Source organism: Cellulosimicrobium cellulans (assembly GCF_016921195.1).
GTDB classification, from domain to species: domain Bacteria; phylum Actinomycetota; class Actinomycetes; order Actinomycetales; family Cellulomonadaceae; genus Cellulosimicrobium; species Cellulosimicrobium cellulans_F.
This window is the reverse complement of record NZ_JAFGYF010000019.1, coordinates 14113-31976: the sequence shown is the minus strand read 5'-3', so window position 1 is coordinate 31976 and position 17864 is coordinate 14113. Positions and strand designations below refer to the sequence as shown.

Sequence of the window (17864 nt, the reverse complement as noted above, 5' to 3'; positions counted from 1 at the left end):
CGACGGCCTGACCAACAACGTGAAGTACACCTTCACCGTCTACGCGACCAACGCCGTCGGCGACGGACCCGCGTCCCCGCCCTCGGCCGAGGCCCGCCCCGACGAGAAGCCCGACCCGCCCGCCGCACCTACCCTCGAGTTCGGCGACAAGTCCCTCACCGTCACCTGGACCAACAAGACCTACACCGACCGCTCGCCCATCGAGACCGTCGACCTGGAGATCTCCCCGGCACCACCGGGCGGAGCCGTGCAGAAGACGGCGCTCACCGGGACCTCGGTGACCTGGGACGGCCTGCAGAACGGCGTCGCGTACAAGGTGCGCGTCCGGGCGAACAACCTCGCCCCCGACCCCTCGGACTGGGGCGAGTACTCGGCGGCGGAGACGCCCGCGGGCAAGCCCGCGGCGCCCGGGAAGCCCTCGGCGAAACGCACCTCCATCGGCGACACGTCGCAGATGCAGGTCTCGTGGACGGCGCCGGACGACAACGGTGCCGCGATCAGCTCCTACACCGTCGAGGCGGTGCGAGGCGGCTCCGTGGTCAAGACGGCGACCGCGGCCGGGGGCGCCACGTCGGCAACACTCGGCGTGCCCGCCGACACCACGGGCTACACGTTCCGCGTCAAGGCGCACAACAAGGCCACCGACAAGTTCGGCGACGCGGAGTTCTCGCCGGCGTCCGATCCCGTTCGGGCGTTCGCGACCCCGGGCACGGTGTCGAACCTCAGCGCCGACGCGAACGGGACGAACGGTCAGATCCAGCTGTCGTTCGGTGCGGCATCCGGCAACGGCGTCCGGTCGGAGGAGATCTCCTACCAGTACGACGCCGGGAGCGGCTGGAAGCCGCTCGGCGGCGACAAGGTGGTCGGCGACCTCACGAACGGCAAGCCGTACTCGATCAAGGTGCGCGCGGTCGCGGACGTCGACGGGGCACGCGAGGCCGGGGCGGCGTCGACGGCCAACTCGGAGTCGCCGTACGGGCCCATCCCCGCGCCCGACGTGTCCATGTCCGGTGGCGATCGGACCATCTCCTACAGCTGGTCGACCTCGGACAACGGGCGCGACTACACCGTGTCGGTGCGCGGCGCGGTGAGGTCCAGCGCGAAGTCGGGCTCGGGCACCCTGAGCGTCGGGTACTCGGAGACGCGCGAGATCTGCGTCACGGTCACGCCCACGGAGGGCGCGGCGAAGGAGACCTGCCGCTCGGCGACCTCCGACAAGAAGCCCGAGCCGGTGTTCACCGTGAGCAAGGGCAGCAACCACAAGCTGCCCGACGGCAAGTGGCCCGGGGAGTGCGGGCACAGCTCGTGCGCCGAGCTCTACCTCACCATCAAGGACGGCCCAGCGAACACGTCGTTCCGGGTGACCTGCTACGGCGGCGGGTCGCGGATCGGCTCGGGCAACTACAGCTACGACGCGCAGGGGCGCGCGCTGCGGACCGACGGCAACGGCAACTACTCCGGCGGCCAGCAGTGCGTGTGGGGTCAGCCGGGCTCGGCGGTCCGCATCGACACGACCATCGGGAACACCAACTCCATGACCTGGTACTAGCGGCTCGTCCCCCCGAGCCCTTCCAGCACAGCGAACGGAAAGCGACGAATGACCACCATGACCCCCGAGCAGGCCACCTGGTTCGCTCAGACCTTCGACCGGCTCGTCGGCAACGTCGGGCAGGCCGTCCTGGGCAAGGCGCACGTGGTGCGCCTGACCCTGACCTGCATGCTCTCCGAGGGCCACATCCTCCTCGAGGACGCGCCGGGCACCGGCAAGACGTCGCTCGCCCGTGCCCTCGCGGCGAGCGTCCAGGGCACGAACAACCGCATCCAGTTCACGCCCGACCTGCTCCCGTCGGACGTCACCGGCGTGACGATCTACGACCAGAAGACCGGGAAGTTCGAGTTCCACCAGGGCCCGATCTTCGCCTCGATCGTCCTGGCCGACGAGATCAACCGCGCGTCGCCCAAGACGCAGTCCGCGCTCCTCGAGGTCATGGAGGAGGGCCGGGTCACGGTCGACGGCGTCGGCCACGACGTCGGGCGCCCGTTCATGGTCATCGCGACGCAGAACCCGATCGAGCAGGCCGGCACCTACCGGCTCCCCGAGGCCCAGCTCGACCGCTTCCTCATGAAGGCCTCCATCGGGTACCCCGACCACGCGTCGACGGTCGAGATCCTCTCGGGCGCCGCCGTGCGTGACCGCAGCAAGACGCTCCAGCCGCTCATCACGACGCAGGCCGTGACGGAGATGGCCGAGCTCGCGTCGCGGGTCCACGTCGACGGCGCGGTGCTCGAGTACGTGTCCCGGCTCGCGGAGGAGACGCGCAACGCCCCCGAGGTCCGGGTCGGCGTCTCCGTCCGTGGCTCGCTCGCGCTCGTGCGGTGCGCAAAGGTCTGGGCCGCGGCCCACGGGCGCAACTACGTGCTGCCGGACGACATCAAGGAGCTCGCGCAGCCGGCCTGGGCGCACCGCCTCGTCCTCGACCCGGAGGCCGAGTTCGCGGGCGCCACGAACGAGGCCGTGCTCGGCCGGCTCCTCGCCGACGTCGCGGCCCCGCAGGAGCGACGCACCGCCTGACCGGACGTGCGGCGCTCCCCGCGCCGCCCGCCCGTACCGCCTTTCGCCCCACCGACGGGCGCACCGTCATCCCCCGTACCGATCGAGAGCTCACCGCATGAACGCCTCACACGGCCCCTCGACCGGCCGCCCGAGCACCCGCTCGAGCAGCCCGAGCGGCAGGACCGGCACGCCACCCGCGCCGTCGGCCCTCGCCGGGCTGCTCCGACCCCTCGCAGCGCCCCTCGCCCGCGTCGGTGCGCCCGTCGGTCGAGCCCTGGCGCCGGCGGCGCGGGCCGTCGAGCCCGTGACCTCGGCCGTCAGCCCCTTCGGCTGGGCGGCGCTCGTCGTCACGGTCGGAGCCTGGTGGGCCGGTCTGGCCTTCTCGTGGCTCGAGCTCCTGGTGGTGGCGGTCCTGCTCACGGTGTCGCTGCTCGCCGCGGTCGCGTTCGTGCTGGGCCGCTTCCGCTACGCCGTCGTGCTCGACCTCGCGCAGCAGCGCGTCACGGTCGGCGACCGTGCGGTCGGACGGCTCGACGTGCGCAACGACTCGGGGCGGCCCCTGCTCCCGTCGGTCATGGAGCTTCCGGTCGGGCAGGGCATGGCGACGTTCCCCGTCCCGCGCCTGCGCCCCCAGGCGAGCCACGAGGAGATCTTCACGGTGCCGACGCACCGGCGCTCGGTGATCTCCGTGGGGCCCGTCCGCTCGGTGCGTGCCGACCCGCTCGGCCTGCTGCGCCGCGAGGTCGTCTGGACCGAGCCCGAGGAGCTCTTCGTCCACCCCCGCGTGAAGAACCTCTCGGGCTCGTCCACCGGGTTCCTCAAGGACCTCGAGGGCCGCGTCACGACGGACATCTCCAACTCGGACGTCTCGTTCCACGCGCTGCGCGACTACGTCCCGGGGGACGACCGCCGGCACATCCACTGGAAGACGACGGCCCGCACCGGGCAGCTCATGGTCCGCCAGTTCGAGGAGACGCGTCGGTCGCACCTCGCCGTCCTCCTCTCCACGCGTGCGGAGGACTACGCGCACGACGACGAGTTCGAGCTCGCCGTGAGCGCGTGCGGGTCGCTCGGTCTCCAGGCGATCAAGGAGGACCGGGGCGTCACCGTCCTCGTCAACGACGGCAACCTGCGTGGCGACCACCGCACCCGCCTCCTCGACGACCTCGCGCGCGTCGAGACGCGCGCGCAGCGCACGTCGCTCGTCGACGTCGCGCGCGTCGCGGGCCTGACGATCAGCGACGCGTCCGTCGTGGCGTTCATCGTCGGCAGCAAGGTCACGCCGACCGAGCTCCGCGCGGCGTCCGCGCGGCTGCCGCAGGACGTCCGCGTCATGGCGATCCAGTGCGTGCCCGGGGCGTCGCTCAGCAGGCACGCGATCGCGGAGCTCGTCGTCCTCACCATCGGCGAGCTCGGCGAGCTCCCCCTCGCCCTGCGGAGGCTGAACGACTGATGAGCGCTCCCAGCACCACGACGCGCGGCTCGCGCCGCGCCACCCCGGGGGGCACGCCGGGCCCGTCCTCCGGGACGTCGCAGCGCAACACGACCCGCCTGCGCGGCGCGGACACGCCGCGTGCCCTCACCGCGCTCGGCGCCGTCGACGCGCTCGCGCTCGTCCTCGTCCTCGGCGCGGTCGCGGTCGGGTTCGGACCCGTGTGGGGCTCGACCGGGTACCTCGTCCCGGCCGCCGGCGGCGCCGTCGTCGGGCTCCTGGTCGCCTGGCTCGGGGCCTGGCGCCGGTGGTCGGCCGCCACGGTCCTCGTGGTCGCGGTCGTCGCGTACCTGCTCCTCGGCGGCGCGCTCGCGCTCCCGGCCGACGCGATCGGTGGGGTCGTCCCGTCGCTCCAGACGATCACCGACCTGCTCCGCGGCGGCGTCACGGGCTGGAAGGAGTTCGTCACCACCGTCCCGCCGTTGCACTCCTTCCCGGAGCTCGCGGTGGTCCCGTACCTCCTCATGCTCGCCACCGCGCTCCTCGCGGGGACGATCGCGTGGCGCGCGCGCCGCGCCGCGTGGGCGCTCGTCCCCGTCGTGGTCGCGTTCGTCGGGGTCATCCTCCTCGGGACCGTCATCGCAGCGTTCCCGGTGGCGCAGGGTCTCGTCGTCGGCGGCGTGGGGCTGCTGTGGGCCGGGTGGCGGGTCACCGCCTCCCGGCTCGGCGCGCACCAGATCACGACCGAGGCGAGCAGGGCCGCGACGCGGCGGCTCTGGTGGCACCGCGTGCGCACGGGGGCCGCGATGCTGGTCGTCGGCGGCGTGGCGGCGGTGTTCGTCGCGCCGGTGCTGCTCCCTGACGAGCCGCGCACCGTGCTGCGCGAGACGGTCGTGCCCCCGCTCGACCTGCACGAGTACGTGAGCCCGCTCACGGCGTTCCGCAAGTACGCCAAGGACATGCGCGAGGACGAGCTGTTCACCGTGCGGGGGCTCCCGGCGGGCGCCAAGGTCCGCCTCGCCGGCCTCGACACGTACAACGGCGTCGTCTACGACGTCTCCAGCGGGCTGCCCGGCTCGGGCGTCTACACGCGCGCGGGCGAGGAGATCGCCACGGTCGCGTCCGGGACGCCGACGCGCGTCGACGTGCAGGTCGGGGACTACACCGGCGTGTGGGTGCCCGACGTCGGCGCGCTGGAGGGCATCACCTACACGGGTGACCGCGCGCGCGAGCTCGGTGAGACGACGTACTACAACTCGACCACGGGGACCGCGCTGACGACCGCCGGGCTGCGACCCGGCGACTCGTACACGCTCGACACGCTCGTCACGGCCGAGCCCACCGAGGAGGACCTGCGGGCGGGCGCGATCGACCAGTCGATCGAGGTCCCCGCCCCGCCCAAGGACGCGTTGCCCGCGTCGCTCGCGGGCAAGGCGGCGCAGTTCATGGGGGAGGAGACCGAGCCCGTCGACCAGCTCTACGCGCTCCGCGACGGACTCGTGGCGAGCGGTGTCTTCTCGAGCGGGCTCGACACCCAGCCGCCGTCGCGGCCGGGCCACTCGGCGGAGCGCATCGACACGCTCCTCGCGGACGACGAGATGGTGGGCGACGACGAGCAGTTCGCCGTCGCGCTCGCCCTGATGGCCAACCAGGCCGGCATCCCGGCGCGCGTCGTCATGGGCTTCTACCCCGACGAGGAGAAGAACCCGCTCGAGCCGGGCGAGCCGTTCACGGCGACCGGGGCCGACGTGCACGCGTGGGCGGAGGTGCCCTTCGTCGGCTACGGGTGGGTGCCGATCACGGCGATCCCCGACGAGGACAACAAGATCCAGCCCGAGCCCAAGAGCCTCCAGGTGCCCAAGCCTCCGATCCTCGAGGATCCTGAGCCGCCGGAGGAGCCTGCCGAGGCCGAGGCGGGGAAGGTCGACGACGAGGAGAAGGAGAAGGCCGAGAGCGACGGCTTCGACTGGGGCCAGGCGGCCCTCGTCGCGGTCGCCGTGGTCGTGCCCCTGGCGCTCCTCGCCCTGCCCGTGATCCTCGTGCTCGCCTACAAGGCGCGCCGCCGGGCCCGACGTCGTGCGGCGGCACGTCCCGTGGACCGGGTGAGCGGTGGTTGGCGCGAGGTCCTCGACACCGCGACGGACCTCGGGACGCCCGTCCCAGCCGGTGCCACACGGCGCGAGGGGGCCGGTCTCCTCTCCCAGGCCTACGGTGCGACGGCGACGATCCCGCTCGCGCACCGGGCCGACGCGACCGTCTTCGGGCAGGGCGAGCCGACCGAGGAGGAGATCGAGGCCTTCTGGGCGGACGTGGACTCCGTCGTCGGGGGGCTACGCTCCTCCGTGAACCGTCGCGCCCGCGTCCGTGCCGCGCTCTCGTTGCGGTCGGTGCGCGCGGCCTCCGGTTCCTCGGGCCTGCGCCGGTGGCTGCCCGGCCGCCGCGCGGGCACGAAGGGTGACGCCGTGCCCCCGACGGCAGGGTCGTCGTCGGAGCCGACGAGACGACAGGGAGACGAGTCATGAGCGACGTGACGTGCGCCGCCTGCGGGTCCGCGCAGTCCTCGGGGTCCGCGTTCTGCGCGGTGTGCGGGCAGCCGTTCCCCCGGACGGGGCGCCCGGTCGCCGAGCCCGCCGCAGGCCCGGTCGGCAGCGTCCAGGCCGTCGCCGCGCGCGCGGGGTCGGACCTGCCCTACGCGGCGGCCCCGCACTCGGCGCCGGACACCACGACCGAGCCCGAGGTGTACGCCGCGACGCAGAAGGCCTTCGGCCGACCCGTACCGGTGCCGTCGTCGTCGTTCGCCTCCGCCCCCTTCGCCGGGCGAGGCCGACGCTTCCTCGCCTACGTGGTCGACGTCGCCGTCCCGGGCCTCGTCGCGCTCGTGGTCGTCGTCGCGGGGCTCGCGATGGTCGGGGCACCGCTCGGCAGCGTCCAGGTCGTGACGCAGGACGAGGCGGCCGCGCTGATCGGCAAGATGCTCGTCGTCTACGTCGTCGCCGGCGTCCTGGCCCTCGCGTGGTGGGTCGGCGTGTGGTTCTGGGAGGGGTCGACGGGCAAGACGCTCGGCAACCTCCTCACCGGCATCCGCACGGTCGACGCGGCGACGCGCGAGCCGATCGGCTTCGGTCGGGCGGCGCTGCGCTGGATCATCGTCGGGGTCGTGCCGGCGGGCGGGATCCTCGTGGTCCTGCTCAGCCCGGGCTTCGACTCGTCGGGCCGGTCGCAGGGCTGGCACGACAAGGCCGGGCGGTCGCTCGTGCTCGACGTGCGCGGTGTCGGCCCCGCGTTGTCGGGGTACGAGGGGGTCGCCTCGCTCGTGGCCGGCGCGCCCGGCGACGGCGTCCACGGCCCGGCCGACGGGTATCCGCCGCCTCCCCGGCAGGGGTACGCCCCCTCGTCCGCCCAGTCCGGGTACGCGCCCTACCCGTCCGGCCCGGTCGGCCAGGCCCCCGCGGCGGCCGTCCCCTCCGCCCAGGGCGCGTTCGCCCCGCCCGCTCCGGCGGCGCCGGCCCCGTCGGTCCCGGCGTCGGCCACGCCCGTCCCGGACCCCTGGGCCTTCCCGTCGTCGACGCCGGCGCCGACGAGCGACGGTCTCATCACGGGCGTCCCCGGTGTCGGGGGCGACCCGACTCCTGCCGCGGCGCCCGCGGCGCCCGCGCCTGCAGCACCGGTACCCGCAGCGCCCGTACCGGCGGCGCCCCCGCCCGCGGTGTCGCACGCCGCGCCGGCGCCCGAGCCGGCCGAGGCGGAGTGGGACAGCACGCGCATGACCGCCCGCGACGTCCGCGCGATGGACCCCGCTCCCGACGTGTCGGTCGTCCTCGAGCTCGAGTCGGGGGAGCGTCGCGTGGTCGACCGTCCGACGCTGCTCGGCCGCAACCCGCAGGCGCCCGACGACGGGCCGTGGAACCTCGTCGCGGTCGACGACCCGACGCGATCGGTCTCCAAGACCCACGCCGAGCTCCGGGCGGACCCGAGCGGCCTGTGGCTCGTCGACCGTGGCTCCACCAACGGCACGGTCGTCTCGGTGCCGGGGGCCCCGCCGCGCGTCGCCGAGCCGGGGACGCGCGTGCGCGTCCCGGTCGGTGCGACGATCCACGTCGGGGACCGCCGCATCGTCGTCCACGCCGGTGCCGCATGACGACCGAGCTGCCGGCCGAGGTCCACCTCGCCTGGGGCGCGGCCTCGCACCGCGGCGCCCGCCGGCTCCTCAACGAGGACCGGTTCCTCGTCTCGCGCTCCGTGTTCTTCGTCGCCGACGGCATGGGCGGGCACGAGGCGGGCGAGGTCGCGAGCGCGACGGCCGTCGAGGCGCTCCGGCCCCTGGCGGACCTCGACGTCGTCACGCCGGAGGAGGTCCGCGACCGGATCGCCGTCGCGCAGGAGAACGTGCAGGCGATCGTCACCGAGCCCGGGCGCGGGGCGGGCACCACCGTCACCGGCGTCGTGGTCTCCGAGCAGGACGGGAACCCGTACTGGCTCGTCGTCAACGTGGGCGACTCGCGCACCTACCACCTCGCCGGCGGCCACCTCGAGCAGGTGAGCGTCGACCACTCGGAGGTCCAGGAGATGGTCGACGCCGGGCTGCTGACGCCCGCGGAGGCCCTCACGCACCCGCGGCGGCACGTCGTCACGCGTGCGCTCGGCTCGCGCAACGCCCCGCAGGTCGACTTCTGGTACCTCCCGATCGAGCGGCACGACCGCGTCCTCGTCTGCTCGGACGGTCTGACGGGCGAGCTCGCGGACGAGCGGATCGCCGAGGTGCTGCTGTCGACGCCCGACCCCCAGGCAGCCGCCGAGCGCCTCGTCCACGAAGCCATCGCGGCCGGCGGGCGGGATAACATCACAGTCGTCGTCGTCGATGCGACGGGCGTGTCCGACGACACGAGCGGCGGGAGCACGACTCCGCGCGACCAGGCCGGAGCGCCGGGTCCGGACGTCGACGAGGACACGCTGCCCAGGGATGTTCGTCTGCAGATCGGGGGTCTGACGTGACGCTGCGCTATGTCACGGGAACCGCACGCGCCGTCGTGCGAGGCGGCACGGTCGTCGTGCTGCCGGGGCCGGTGGATGCCTCGCTCGTCGAGCAGGTCTGGGACCAGCTCGGCACCGACGCGGGGGTCGTCGAGGTCCTCCAGGTCCTCACCGGCGCCTTCGGCTCGAGCCTGCGGACGGTGCCCCCGTTCGTGGTCGCGGTGGTCGCGGACCGCCGCGTCCACGTCGCCGCGCGCGGCCGCGTCACGGTGACCCTGGAGCTCGACGGCGGCGAGCGCGTGCGCGTCGAGGGCGAGGGCGTCACGACCTGGTCCGAGCGTGTCCTGGACGACGTCGTCGAGCTGCTCGTGAGCGCCGATGCCGGTCTCGTGGGCCCGCTCGACGAGTCGCCGGTGGGCGAGCCCCTGCTCGGGGACGCCGCGACCCTCCCGCTCGTCTCGGGCGTCGTGCTGGCCGGGGCCGTCGCGTGGCCCCTCGCCGAACGTCCGGCCCGGCCGGCCGCCGAGGGCTCCGTGGACGACGGCGGGGTCCCGCCGTCCGTCGACGTCGCCCCCGTGGACCGTCCGTCCTCGGACACGGCCGTCGACCCGGTGGTCGTCGACCCGGCGGTCGCGGCGCCCGCGGCGGCCCCGCTCGGCGCGCTCGGCGCGACGCTCCGGCTCCCGGAGGAGACGATCGCGCCCGAGCCGGAGCACCACGCCCCGGGTCCGCAGGCGCCCGTCGAGGAGCCCGAGACGGCGCTCGACGAACCGTCCGCCGCCGGGTCCGCGGACGACGCCGACGACGACTACGCCCACCTGTGGGGATCGACCATCCTGCGGACCGTGGAGGACGCCGCGGTACGCACGGAGGACGACGAGGAGCACGACGAGCCCGCGCCGCCCGCCCCGGTCGCCCCGCCCGCGCCGTCGGCCACCGCCGCGGACGAGCCGGCGACCCCGGCGCCGCCCGCCCCGGCTGGCGACGGCCTCATCGCCGGCATCCCGCGGGAGTGGACCGGCGCGACGCCCGCGGCCGCGCACCGCGCCGCGACGGTCGTCGACCCGGAGGGTGAGCAGCAGGCGGCGGAGAGCGACCAGGCCTCCGGGCTCGACCACGACGGCCACACGGTGCACTCGTCCGCCATCGCGGACCTGCGTGCGGCCGCGCAGGACGCCGGTGCCGCGGCTCCGGTGCCGCCTCCGCCGTCGTTCAGCGCTCCGCCCGGGCCCGGCCAGCAGCAGATCCTCGCGCGCACGTGCGCGCAGGGGCACGCGAACCCGCCGTCGCGGGACGCGTGCGCGGTCTGCGGCGGGGCGCTCGAGGGCGACGCCGAGCTCGCGATCCGTCCGCCGCTCGGGCGGGTCCTCGTCTCCACGGGGCAGACGGTCGAGCTCGACCGTCCCGTCGTCGTGGGCAGGCGCCCGCGCACGCCCCGGTCGCAGGCGGCCGAGCTGCCCCGTCTGGTGACCGTGCCCAGCCCGCAGCAGGACATCTCGCGCTCGCACCTCGAGATCACCCTCGAGGGGTGGCACGTGCTCGTGAGCGACATGGCGACGACCAACGGGACCACGCTCCTGCGCGCGGGGCAGCCGCCGCGGCGGCTCCACCCGTCGGAGCCGGTCCTGGTCGTCGACGGTGACGTCGCCGACCTCGGCGACGGCGTGACCCTCGTGTTCGAGGGGATCCGGTGAGCACCAAGCGCGCGCCGTCCCCACCACCGGAGATCAAGGGCTTCGAGTACGTCTCGCTGATCGGCTCGGGCGGGTTCTCCGACGTCTTCCTCTACCAGCAGCAGCGTCCCCGCCGCCGCGTCGCGGTGAAGGTGCTGCTGCACGAGTGGTCGAGCCACTCGCAGCGGGCGGCGTTCGACGCCGAGGCCGACCTCATGGCCACGCTCTCGACGCACCCGTCGATCGTCACGATGTACGAGGCGGACATCGCCGACGACGGGCGCCCGTACCTCGCCATGGAGTACTGCTCGCGTCCCAACCTGGGCGCGCGGTACCGCACCGAGCGGCTCTCGGTCGCCGAGGCGCTGCGCATCGCGGTCCAGATCGCGGGCGCGGTGGAGACGGCGCACCGGGCCGGGATCCTGCACCGCGACATCAAGCCCGCGAACATCCTGGTGACCGAGTACGGTCATCCCGCGCTCACGGACTTCGGCATCTCGTCCACCGTCGACGACGCCGCGCGCGCCGAGGGCATGTCGATCCCGTGGTCGCCCCCCGAGTCGTTCGCCGAGCCGCCGCGCAGCGGCATCGCGACGGACGTGTGGGCGCTCGCCGCGACCACGTACACGCTCCTTGCGGGGCGGACACCGTTCGAGGTGCCCGGCGGCTCGAACTCGAGCGCCAACCTCATCTCGCGCATCGAGACCTCGCCGCTGCCCCCGACGGGCCGCACGGACGTGCCCGCGTCGCTCGAGCGCGTGCTCGCGACCGCGATGGCGAAGAACCCGGGGTCGCGCTACCCGACGGTCCTCGCGTTCGCGCGAGCCCTCCAGCAGGTGCAGAACGAGCTGTCGTACGCGGTCACGCCGATCGACCTGCTCGACGACACGGGTCACGTCCAGGAGGAGGAGCCCGACGACGACGCCGGGACCCGCCTGCGCCAGGTCGTGTCGATCGACCCGTCGGGACCCGGCGGGACGTCGTCGGGGCCCGTCGCGCCGAGCCGGCCTACCCAGCCGACCACACCGCTGCGGCCCGGGCAGCAGGGCACCCCGTGGCCGGGTCAGACCGTCGCGCCCGGACAGCCCGCCCCACCGCAGCAGCCGGACCCGCGCTCCCCGCAGCAGCCCTACGCGCCCGCGGCCTGGCACCAGGGTGCGCCCGCGCACACGTCCGGCACCACGCCGACGTCCGCCGTCGGGCCGGGCGTGCACGCGCCGGTGGCCGAGCTCACGGACCCCTCGCGCATGTACCCGGGCGCGCGCCGCCCGGGCGCCTGGGGCCAGCCGCCGGTCGAGGACACGGTCCACCGGACCACCGGGCCCGACGAGGGCTCCGCGTCCGCCGAGCCGGTCGAGGAGCGGACGGGCCGTGGCGCGCTGTGGGCGACGCTCGCCGGCGTGCTCGGGGTGGTGGTCGCGGTCGGCGGGTTCTTCCTGCTCCGGCCGGACGCGACGGCCCCGGACGACCAGGACACCACGGCCGGCGGCGAGGAGACGGCTGCCACGGACGACGACTTCGTGCCGTCGGACAACCTCGGCGACCTCGTCCCGCCGGTGAACGACCTCGTCGGCACGTACGACCCGGCGCGCGAGGTCGCGACGTTCACGTGGGCGTACGACTCGGACAAGGCGCAGGAGGGCGACACGTTCGCCTGGAAGAAGCTCGACCCGCTCGAGGACTCGCCGTACAAGGACGCCTTCGACGAGACCACCGTCGAGCTCCGGGCGAAGCCGGGCGAGAAGGTCTGCATCGAGGTGATCGTGGACCGCGACGGCAAGTTCTCTGCGGCGCCCCAGAAGGCCTGCGTGACGGGGGAGGCGGCGTGAGCGAGCTCGCGGTCGAGTTCTGCGGGGAGTGGTTCCGTCCGTCCGCGGACGGGGACCCCTTCGACATCGGGCGGGACGGCGACCTCGCGATCGAGGACAACCCGTACCTGCACCGGCGGTTCCTGCGCATCACCCACGAGGGCGGCATCTGGTGGCTCGCCAACGTCGGGTCGCTCATCTCGGCGACGGTGTGCGACTCGGGAGGCGGGGTCCAGTCCTGGCTCTCGCCGGGCAACCGCCTTCCGATCGTCTTCCCGACGACGTCGATCGTCTTCACGGCCGGGCCGACCACCTACGAGCTCACCGCGCAGCTCCACGGCGCCCCGTACCAGGAGATCCGCTCCGAGGACACGGAGTCGGGCGGCGCGACGACGATCGGCATGATCACCTTCACCACGAGCCAGAAGCAGCTCATCGTGGCGCTGGCGGAGCCGATGCTGCGCCGCGACGGCACGGGCCTGTCGGAGATCCCGTCGTCGGCCGCGGCCGCGGCCCGGCTGGGCTGGGCGACGACGCGCTTCAACCGCAAGCTCGACAACGTGTGCGACAAGCTCGACCGGATCGGCGTCAAGGGCCTGCGCGGCGGCCCCGGAGCGCTCGCGACGAACCGTCGCGCGCGCCTTGTCGAGTACGCCGTGGCGTCACGCCTCGTGACCTCGGCCGACCTGCCCCTGCTCGACCTCACCGACGACGGCGGCTGACGGTGCCGGCCGTGACGGGCGCGCTCGACGCGCGCCCCGACCGGTCGCGCCCTCGGCACCGCCGTCAGCCCGTCGGCGCCGGGGCCCTGCCCGTCCCTCTCCCCGGACCTGAACAGGAACCTTCGTGCGAATCAAGCTCACGCTGCACCGCCCCGACGCCAGCACGACCAACGTCGCCGTCACGGCCGACGCGACGGCCACCGTGCGCGACGTCGCCGAGGCGCTGTTCGCGGGCGACCCCACCCGGTCCGGCACGGCGGTCCCCGACCGGCTGACGCTCCAGGTCGGCACCTCGCCGTCGGGGTCGGGGCAGGGGCGCGTGCTGTCCCCGACGAGCGACCTCACGGAGGCCGGGCTGCGGTCCGGGTCGACGGTGTCGATCGTGCGCGTCTCCGAGCAGTTCGACGCCCCCGGGCAGGACCGCGGCGCCGCCGTCGCCGTCCTGCGCGTGCTCGAGGGCCCCGACGCGGGACGCGAGTTCCCGCTGCCCGTCGGGACGAGCTACCTCGGCCGCGACCGCAACATGGACATCCGCCTGAGCGACCCGCAGGTCTCCAAGCGGCACGCCCGCATCACGGTCGGCGAGACGATCGAGATCACCGACACGAACTCGGCGAACGGCCTCGTCATGGGCGGTCAGCGCATGATGCGCTCGACGCTCACGTCGTCGGACACGGTGACGATCGGGAGCACGGTCGTGTCGGTCGTCGCGCTGCACCGCACGACGAGCCTCGCGCCGACGAGTCCCGTGGTGGAGTTCAACCGCTCGCCCCGCGTGGTGGCCCGCTTCCCGGAGCGCAAGCTCAAGGCGCCCAAGCCGCCGCAGCCCCCGGAGCCCCCCCGCTTCCCCTACCTCGCGATGGTCGCGCCGCTCCTCATGGGCGTGATCCTCTACTCGTTCACGAAGAACATCCTGTCGATCGTGTTCATCGGGCTCAGCCCGATCCTCATGCTGGGCGCCTACCTGGACAACACGTTGCAGTCGCGGCGCAAGCTCAAGGCGCAGCGCGAGCAGTTCGAGGCGGCGGTCGTCGCGATGCGCGACACGATCGACCGCACCCACGCGGTCGAGCGCGCCGTGCGTCTCTCGGAGGCGCCGTCGGTCAGCGACACGGTCGACGCGGTGCGGCGCCTGGGCGGGCTCATGTGGACGCACCGCCCCGAGCACGAGGCCTTCCTCACGGTGCGCATCGGCCTCGGCTCCGCGCCGGCGCGCACCCAGCTCGAGCAGCCGGGCGAGAACAACACGCTGCCCGAGTACTGGAACGAGCTCGAGAAGCTGCACGCGCAGTGCGCGACGATCTCCGGCGTCCCGGTCGTCGGTCGGCTGCGCACGGACGGCGCGCTCGGCGTCGCCGGGGCGGGTGCTGCGGTCGACGCCGTCGCGCGCGGGATCCTCGTCCAGCTCGCGGGCCTGCACTCGCCGTCGGAGCTCGTGCTCGCGGCCGTGACGTCGCAGCGGTCCCGCGCCGACTGGGAATGGCTCGAGTGGCTCCCGCACACGGGCTCGCCGCACAGCCCGCTGGGCGGCGACCACCTGGCCGACAACCCCGGCGCCGCGCAGGCGCTGCTGTCGCAGCTCGAGGACCTCGTCGAGGCGCGCGGCGCGGACCTCGACACCCACGCCGAGCTGCGCGGGCCGATCGACCCGGAGGAGGGCGAGGACACGCCCAAGCCGGTGCTGCCGACGGTCGTCGTGCTCGTCGAGGACGACGCGCCCGTGGACCGCTCGCGTCTCACGCGTCTCGTGGAGCGCGGCGCGGACGCGGGCGTGCACGTCGTGTGGGTCGCGCCGTCGGTCGAGCAGCTCCCGGCCGCGTGCCGCACGTTCGTCCTCGTGGACACCGCCGACACCACGGGCGCAGGCGCTCCCGGGGCCACCGCGGGCGCCACGAGCGGCGAGGTCCGGGTGGGCCGGCTGTCGTTCCCGGTGGCGTGCGAGACGGTGGACCTCGCGACCGCCCACGAGGTCGCCCGCATCCTGGCCCCCGTGGTGGACGTGGGTGCGCCCGTCGACGACGACTCCGACCTCCCGCGCTCGGTCTCCTACCTCACGCTCGCCGGGACCGCGCTGGCCGAGGACCCGGGCCGCCTCATCGACGCGTGGCGTGAGAACGGGTCCCTCACCCCGCGCGACGGGTCCCCGCCCGTGCGCCGCAAGGCGCCGACGAACCTCCGCGGCCTCGTCGGGCACTCCGGTACCGAGCCGCTCTACCTCGACCTGCGCACGCAGGGCCCGCACGCGCTGGTGGGCGGGACGACCGGTGCGGGCAAGTCCGAGTTCCTCCAGTCGTGGGTGCTCGGGATGGCCGCGGCGCACAGTCCCGACCGCGTGACGTTCCTGTTCGTCGACTACAAGGGCGGCGCCGCGTTCGCGGACTGCGTCAACCTGCCGCACACCGTCGGCCTCGTCACGGACCTGTCGCCCCACCTCGTGCGCCGCGCGCTCACGTCGCTGCGGGCCGAGCTGCGCTACCGCGAGCACCTGCTCAACCGGAAGAAGGCCAAGGACCTCGCGTCCCTGGAGCGGACCGGCGACCCCGACGCCCCGCCGAGCCTGCTCATCGTGGTCGACGAGTTCGCGGCCCTGGTCAACGAGGTCCCGGAGTTCGTCGACGGCGTCGTGGACGTCGCCCAGCGCGGTCGTTCGCTCGGCCTGCACCTCATCCTCGCCACGCAGCGGCCCGCGGGCGTCATCAAGGACAACCTGCGCGCCAACACGAACCTGCGCGTCGCTCTGCGCATGGCGGACGAGGACGACTCGACCGACATCCTCGGCATCCCGATGGCCGCGCACTTCGACCCGTCGATCCCGGGCCGTGGTGCGGTGAAGACCGGCCCCGGTCGCATCACGCCGTTCCAGACCGGCTACGCGGGCGGCTGGACGACCTCGCGGCCCGAGCGGCCGCGCATCGACGTCCAGGAGATGGCGTTCGGCTCCGACATCCGCTGGGAGCTGCCCGAGCCCGAGGTCGAGGAGGTCACCGACCCGGGACCCAACGACATCGCGCGCATCGTCGCGACGATCTCCCGGGCCGCCACGGAGGCCGCGGTCCCGGTGCCCCGCAAGCCGTGGCTGGCCGAGCTCGCGCCGACGTACGACCTCGCGCGCCTGCCCAACCCCCGCACCGACACCATGCTGCTGCTCGGCGTGGAGGACGACCCGACCACCCAGGCGCAGCCCACCGTCTTCTACGAGCCCGACCGCGACGGCAACATGGCGATCTACGGCACGGGTGGCTCGGGCAAGAGCGCGACGCTGCGGACGATCGCCGTCTCCGCGGCGATCACGGCGCGCGGCGGCCCCGTCCAGGTCTACGCGATCGACGCCGGCGCGAGCGGTCTGCGGATGCTCGAGGACCTGCCGCACGTCGGCGCGGTCATCTCGGGGGACGACGAGGAGCGCGTCCAGCGGGTGCTGCGCACGCTGCGCGACCTCGTCGACGAGCGCTCCGCCCGCTACGCGGCGGTCCGCGCCGGCAGCCTCGACGAGTACCGGCGTCTCGCGGGCGCGCCCGACGAGCCGCGCATCCTGCTGCTGGTCGACGGCATCGGCGCGTTCCGCGAGTCCTACGAGTTCCGGCCCGCGCACGCGTTCCCCGTGTGGGGCGCCTTCACCGCGATCGCGACGGACGGGCGCCAGGTCGGCGTGCACGTCGTCGTCGCGGGCGACCGCGCGGCGTCCGTGCCGACGTCGCTCGGCTCGACGATCCAGAAGCGTCTGGTGCTGCGTCTCGCGAGCGAGGACGACTACCTGACGCTCGGCGTCCCCAAGGACGTCCTGTCGCTCACGTCCCCGCCCGGGCGCGGTGTGCTCGACGAGAACGAGGTCCAGGTCGCGGTCCTGGGCGGCGACCCGAACGTCGCGCTCCAGGCACGTGAGCTGGGCAAGCTGCGCGACGCGATGACGCGCCTCGGCATCCAGAAGGCGCCGGGGGTCGAGCGGCTGCCCGACAGCTTCACGCTGGACTCGCTGCCGGAGGTCACCGGCGGCCGGCCGACGATCGGCCTGGACGACCTCGACATCGCCCCCGTGGGGCTGCCCGCGCGCGGGACGTTCATGCTCTCGGGCCCGCCCGGGGGCGGGCGCACGACGGCGCTCGTCACCATCGCGCAGGCCGTGCGCCGGGCGCGCGCGGGTCGTGTCGTGTACCTCTCGCCGCGCCGCACGAGCATCTCGGCGCTCGACGCCTGGGACACGGCGGCGACCTCGCCGGAGGAGGTCGTGACGCTCCTCGAGTCGCTCACGCAGGCGCTCGACGGCGGGTCGCTGCGTCCGGGCGCGCTCACCGTGCTCGTCGAGTCCGTCACGGAGTTCACGGGGACGCCCGCCGAGCAGCCGCTCGTGGCGTTCGTGCGTGCCGCGACGCGCGCGGAGCAGCTCGTCGTGGGCGAGGCCGAGTCGTCGACGTGGGGGCAGGCGTGGGCGATCGCGCAGCCCTTCAAGGCGGGGCGCACCGGTCTGCTCCTCACCCCGGGCGACCTCGACGGGGACACGCTGCTGGGGACCGGCCTCGGCCGGATCCGGCGCGCGGACTTCCCGCCGGGACGCGGCTTCCTCGTGGTCTCCGGGAGGGCTCGCAAGCTGCACGTCGCGCTCCCGCGGTAGCGACGTGACGACAGTGGGCCGCTCATGGGGACACCTCCCCATCGACGGGCTCACGGGCCGATGGTTGAGTACTGCCATCGACAACGGGACGACGT

Annotated in this window: 10 protein-coding genes; all 10 read left to right on the top strand. The window is 74.3% G+C overall.

The genetic code is table 11. From position 1 onward, the window contains the following. On the top strand, window positions 1-1549 hold a 1549-nt coding region (locus JN535_RS20290), incomplete at its 5' end, for a fibronectin type III domain-containing protein (protein WP_205207609.1). Between the two features lie 48 nt (window positions 1550-1597). Continuing rightward, complete coding sequence (locus tag JN535_RS20285) at window positions 1598-2572, top strand: AAA family ATPase (RefSeq protein ID WP_205207608.1); 975 nt, start codon at window positions 1598-1600, stop codon at window positions 2570-2572. 97 nt (window positions 2573-2669) lie between these two features. Continuing rightward, window positions 2670-4007, top strand: a complete 1338-nt coding sequence (locus JN535_RS20280; RefSeq protein ID WP_205207607.1) for a DUF58 domain-containing protein — start codon at window positions 2670-2672, stop codon at window positions 4005-4007. Then, window positions 4007-6508 carry a transglutaminase-like domain-containing protein gene (locus tag JN535_RS20275; protein ID WP_205207606.1) on the top strand — a complete coding sequence of 834 codons (2502 nt, stop codon included), beginning with the start codon at window positions 4007-4009 and terminating at the stop codon, window positions 6506-6508. The genes JN535_RS20280 and JN535_RS20275 overlap by 1 nt, the downstream gene beginning before the upstream one ends. Next, complete coding sequence (locus tag JN535_RS20270; protein WP_205207605.1) at window positions 6505-8124, top strand: RDD family protein; 1620 nt, start codon at window positions 6505-6507, stop codon at window positions 8122-8124. Before JN535_RS20275 ends, JN535_RS20270 begins: the two co-directional genes overlap by 4 nt. After that, entirely contained in the window at window positions 8121-8978 is an 858-nt protein-coding gene (locus JN535_RS20265; protein ID WP_205207604.1) for a PP2C family protein-serine/threonine phosphatase, read from the top strand. Before JN535_RS20270 ends, JN535_RS20265 begins: the two co-directional genes overlap by 4 nt. Continuing rightward, window positions 8975-10651, top strand: coding sequence for an FHA domain-containing protein (locus JN535_RS20260; RefSeq protein ID WP_205207603.1), 1677 nt, complete (start codon window positions 8975-8977; stop codon window positions 10649-10651). The genes JN535_RS20265 and JN535_RS20260 overlap by 4 nt, the downstream gene beginning before the upstream one ends. Further along, window positions 10648-12459, top strand: coding sequence for a serine/threonine-protein kinase (locus JN535_RS20255; RefSeq protein WP_205207602.1), 1812 nt, complete (start codon window positions 10648-10650; stop codon window positions 12457-12459). The genes JN535_RS20260 and JN535_RS20255 overlap by 4 nt, the downstream gene beginning before the upstream one ends. Next, entirely contained in the window at window positions 12456-13160 is a 705-nt protein-coding gene (locus tag JN535_RS20250; RefSeq protein WP_205207601.1) for a hypothetical protein, read from the top strand. Before JN535_RS20255 ends, JN535_RS20250 begins: the two co-directional genes overlap by 4 nt. Before the next feature lie 124 nt (window positions 13161-13284). Then, window positions 13285-17769 (top strand): FtsK/SpoIIIE domain-containing protein, encoded by a 4485-nt coding sequence (locus tag JN535_RS20245; RefSeq protein ID WP_205207600.1) that lies wholly within the window; start codon window positions 13285-13287, stop codon window positions 17767-17769. Window positions 17770-17864: the final 95 nt, after the last annotated feature.

Bases quoted from the DNA above. Each gene is read 5' to 3' on its own strand.
- JN535_RS20285 (WP_205207608.1), top strand. From the start codon at position 1,598: ATGACCACCATGACCCCCGAGCAGGCCACCTGGTTCGCTCAGACCTTC.
- JN535_RS20275 (WP_205207606.1), top strand. From the start codon at position 4,007: ATGAGCGCTCCCAGCACCACGACGCGCGGCTCGCGCCGCGCCACCCCG.
- JN535_RS20270 (WP_205207605.1), top strand. From the start codon at position 6,505: ATGAGCGACGTGACGTGCGCCGCCTGCGGGTCCGCGCAGTCCTCGGGG.
- JN535_RS20265 (WP_205207604.1), top strand. From the start codon at position 8,121: ATGACGACCGAGCTGCCGGCCGAGGTCCACCTCGCCTGGGGCGCGGCC.
- JN535_RS20280 (WP_205207607.1), top strand. From the start codon at position 2,670: ATGAACGCCTCACACGGCCCCTCGACCGGCCGCCCGAGCACCCGCTCG.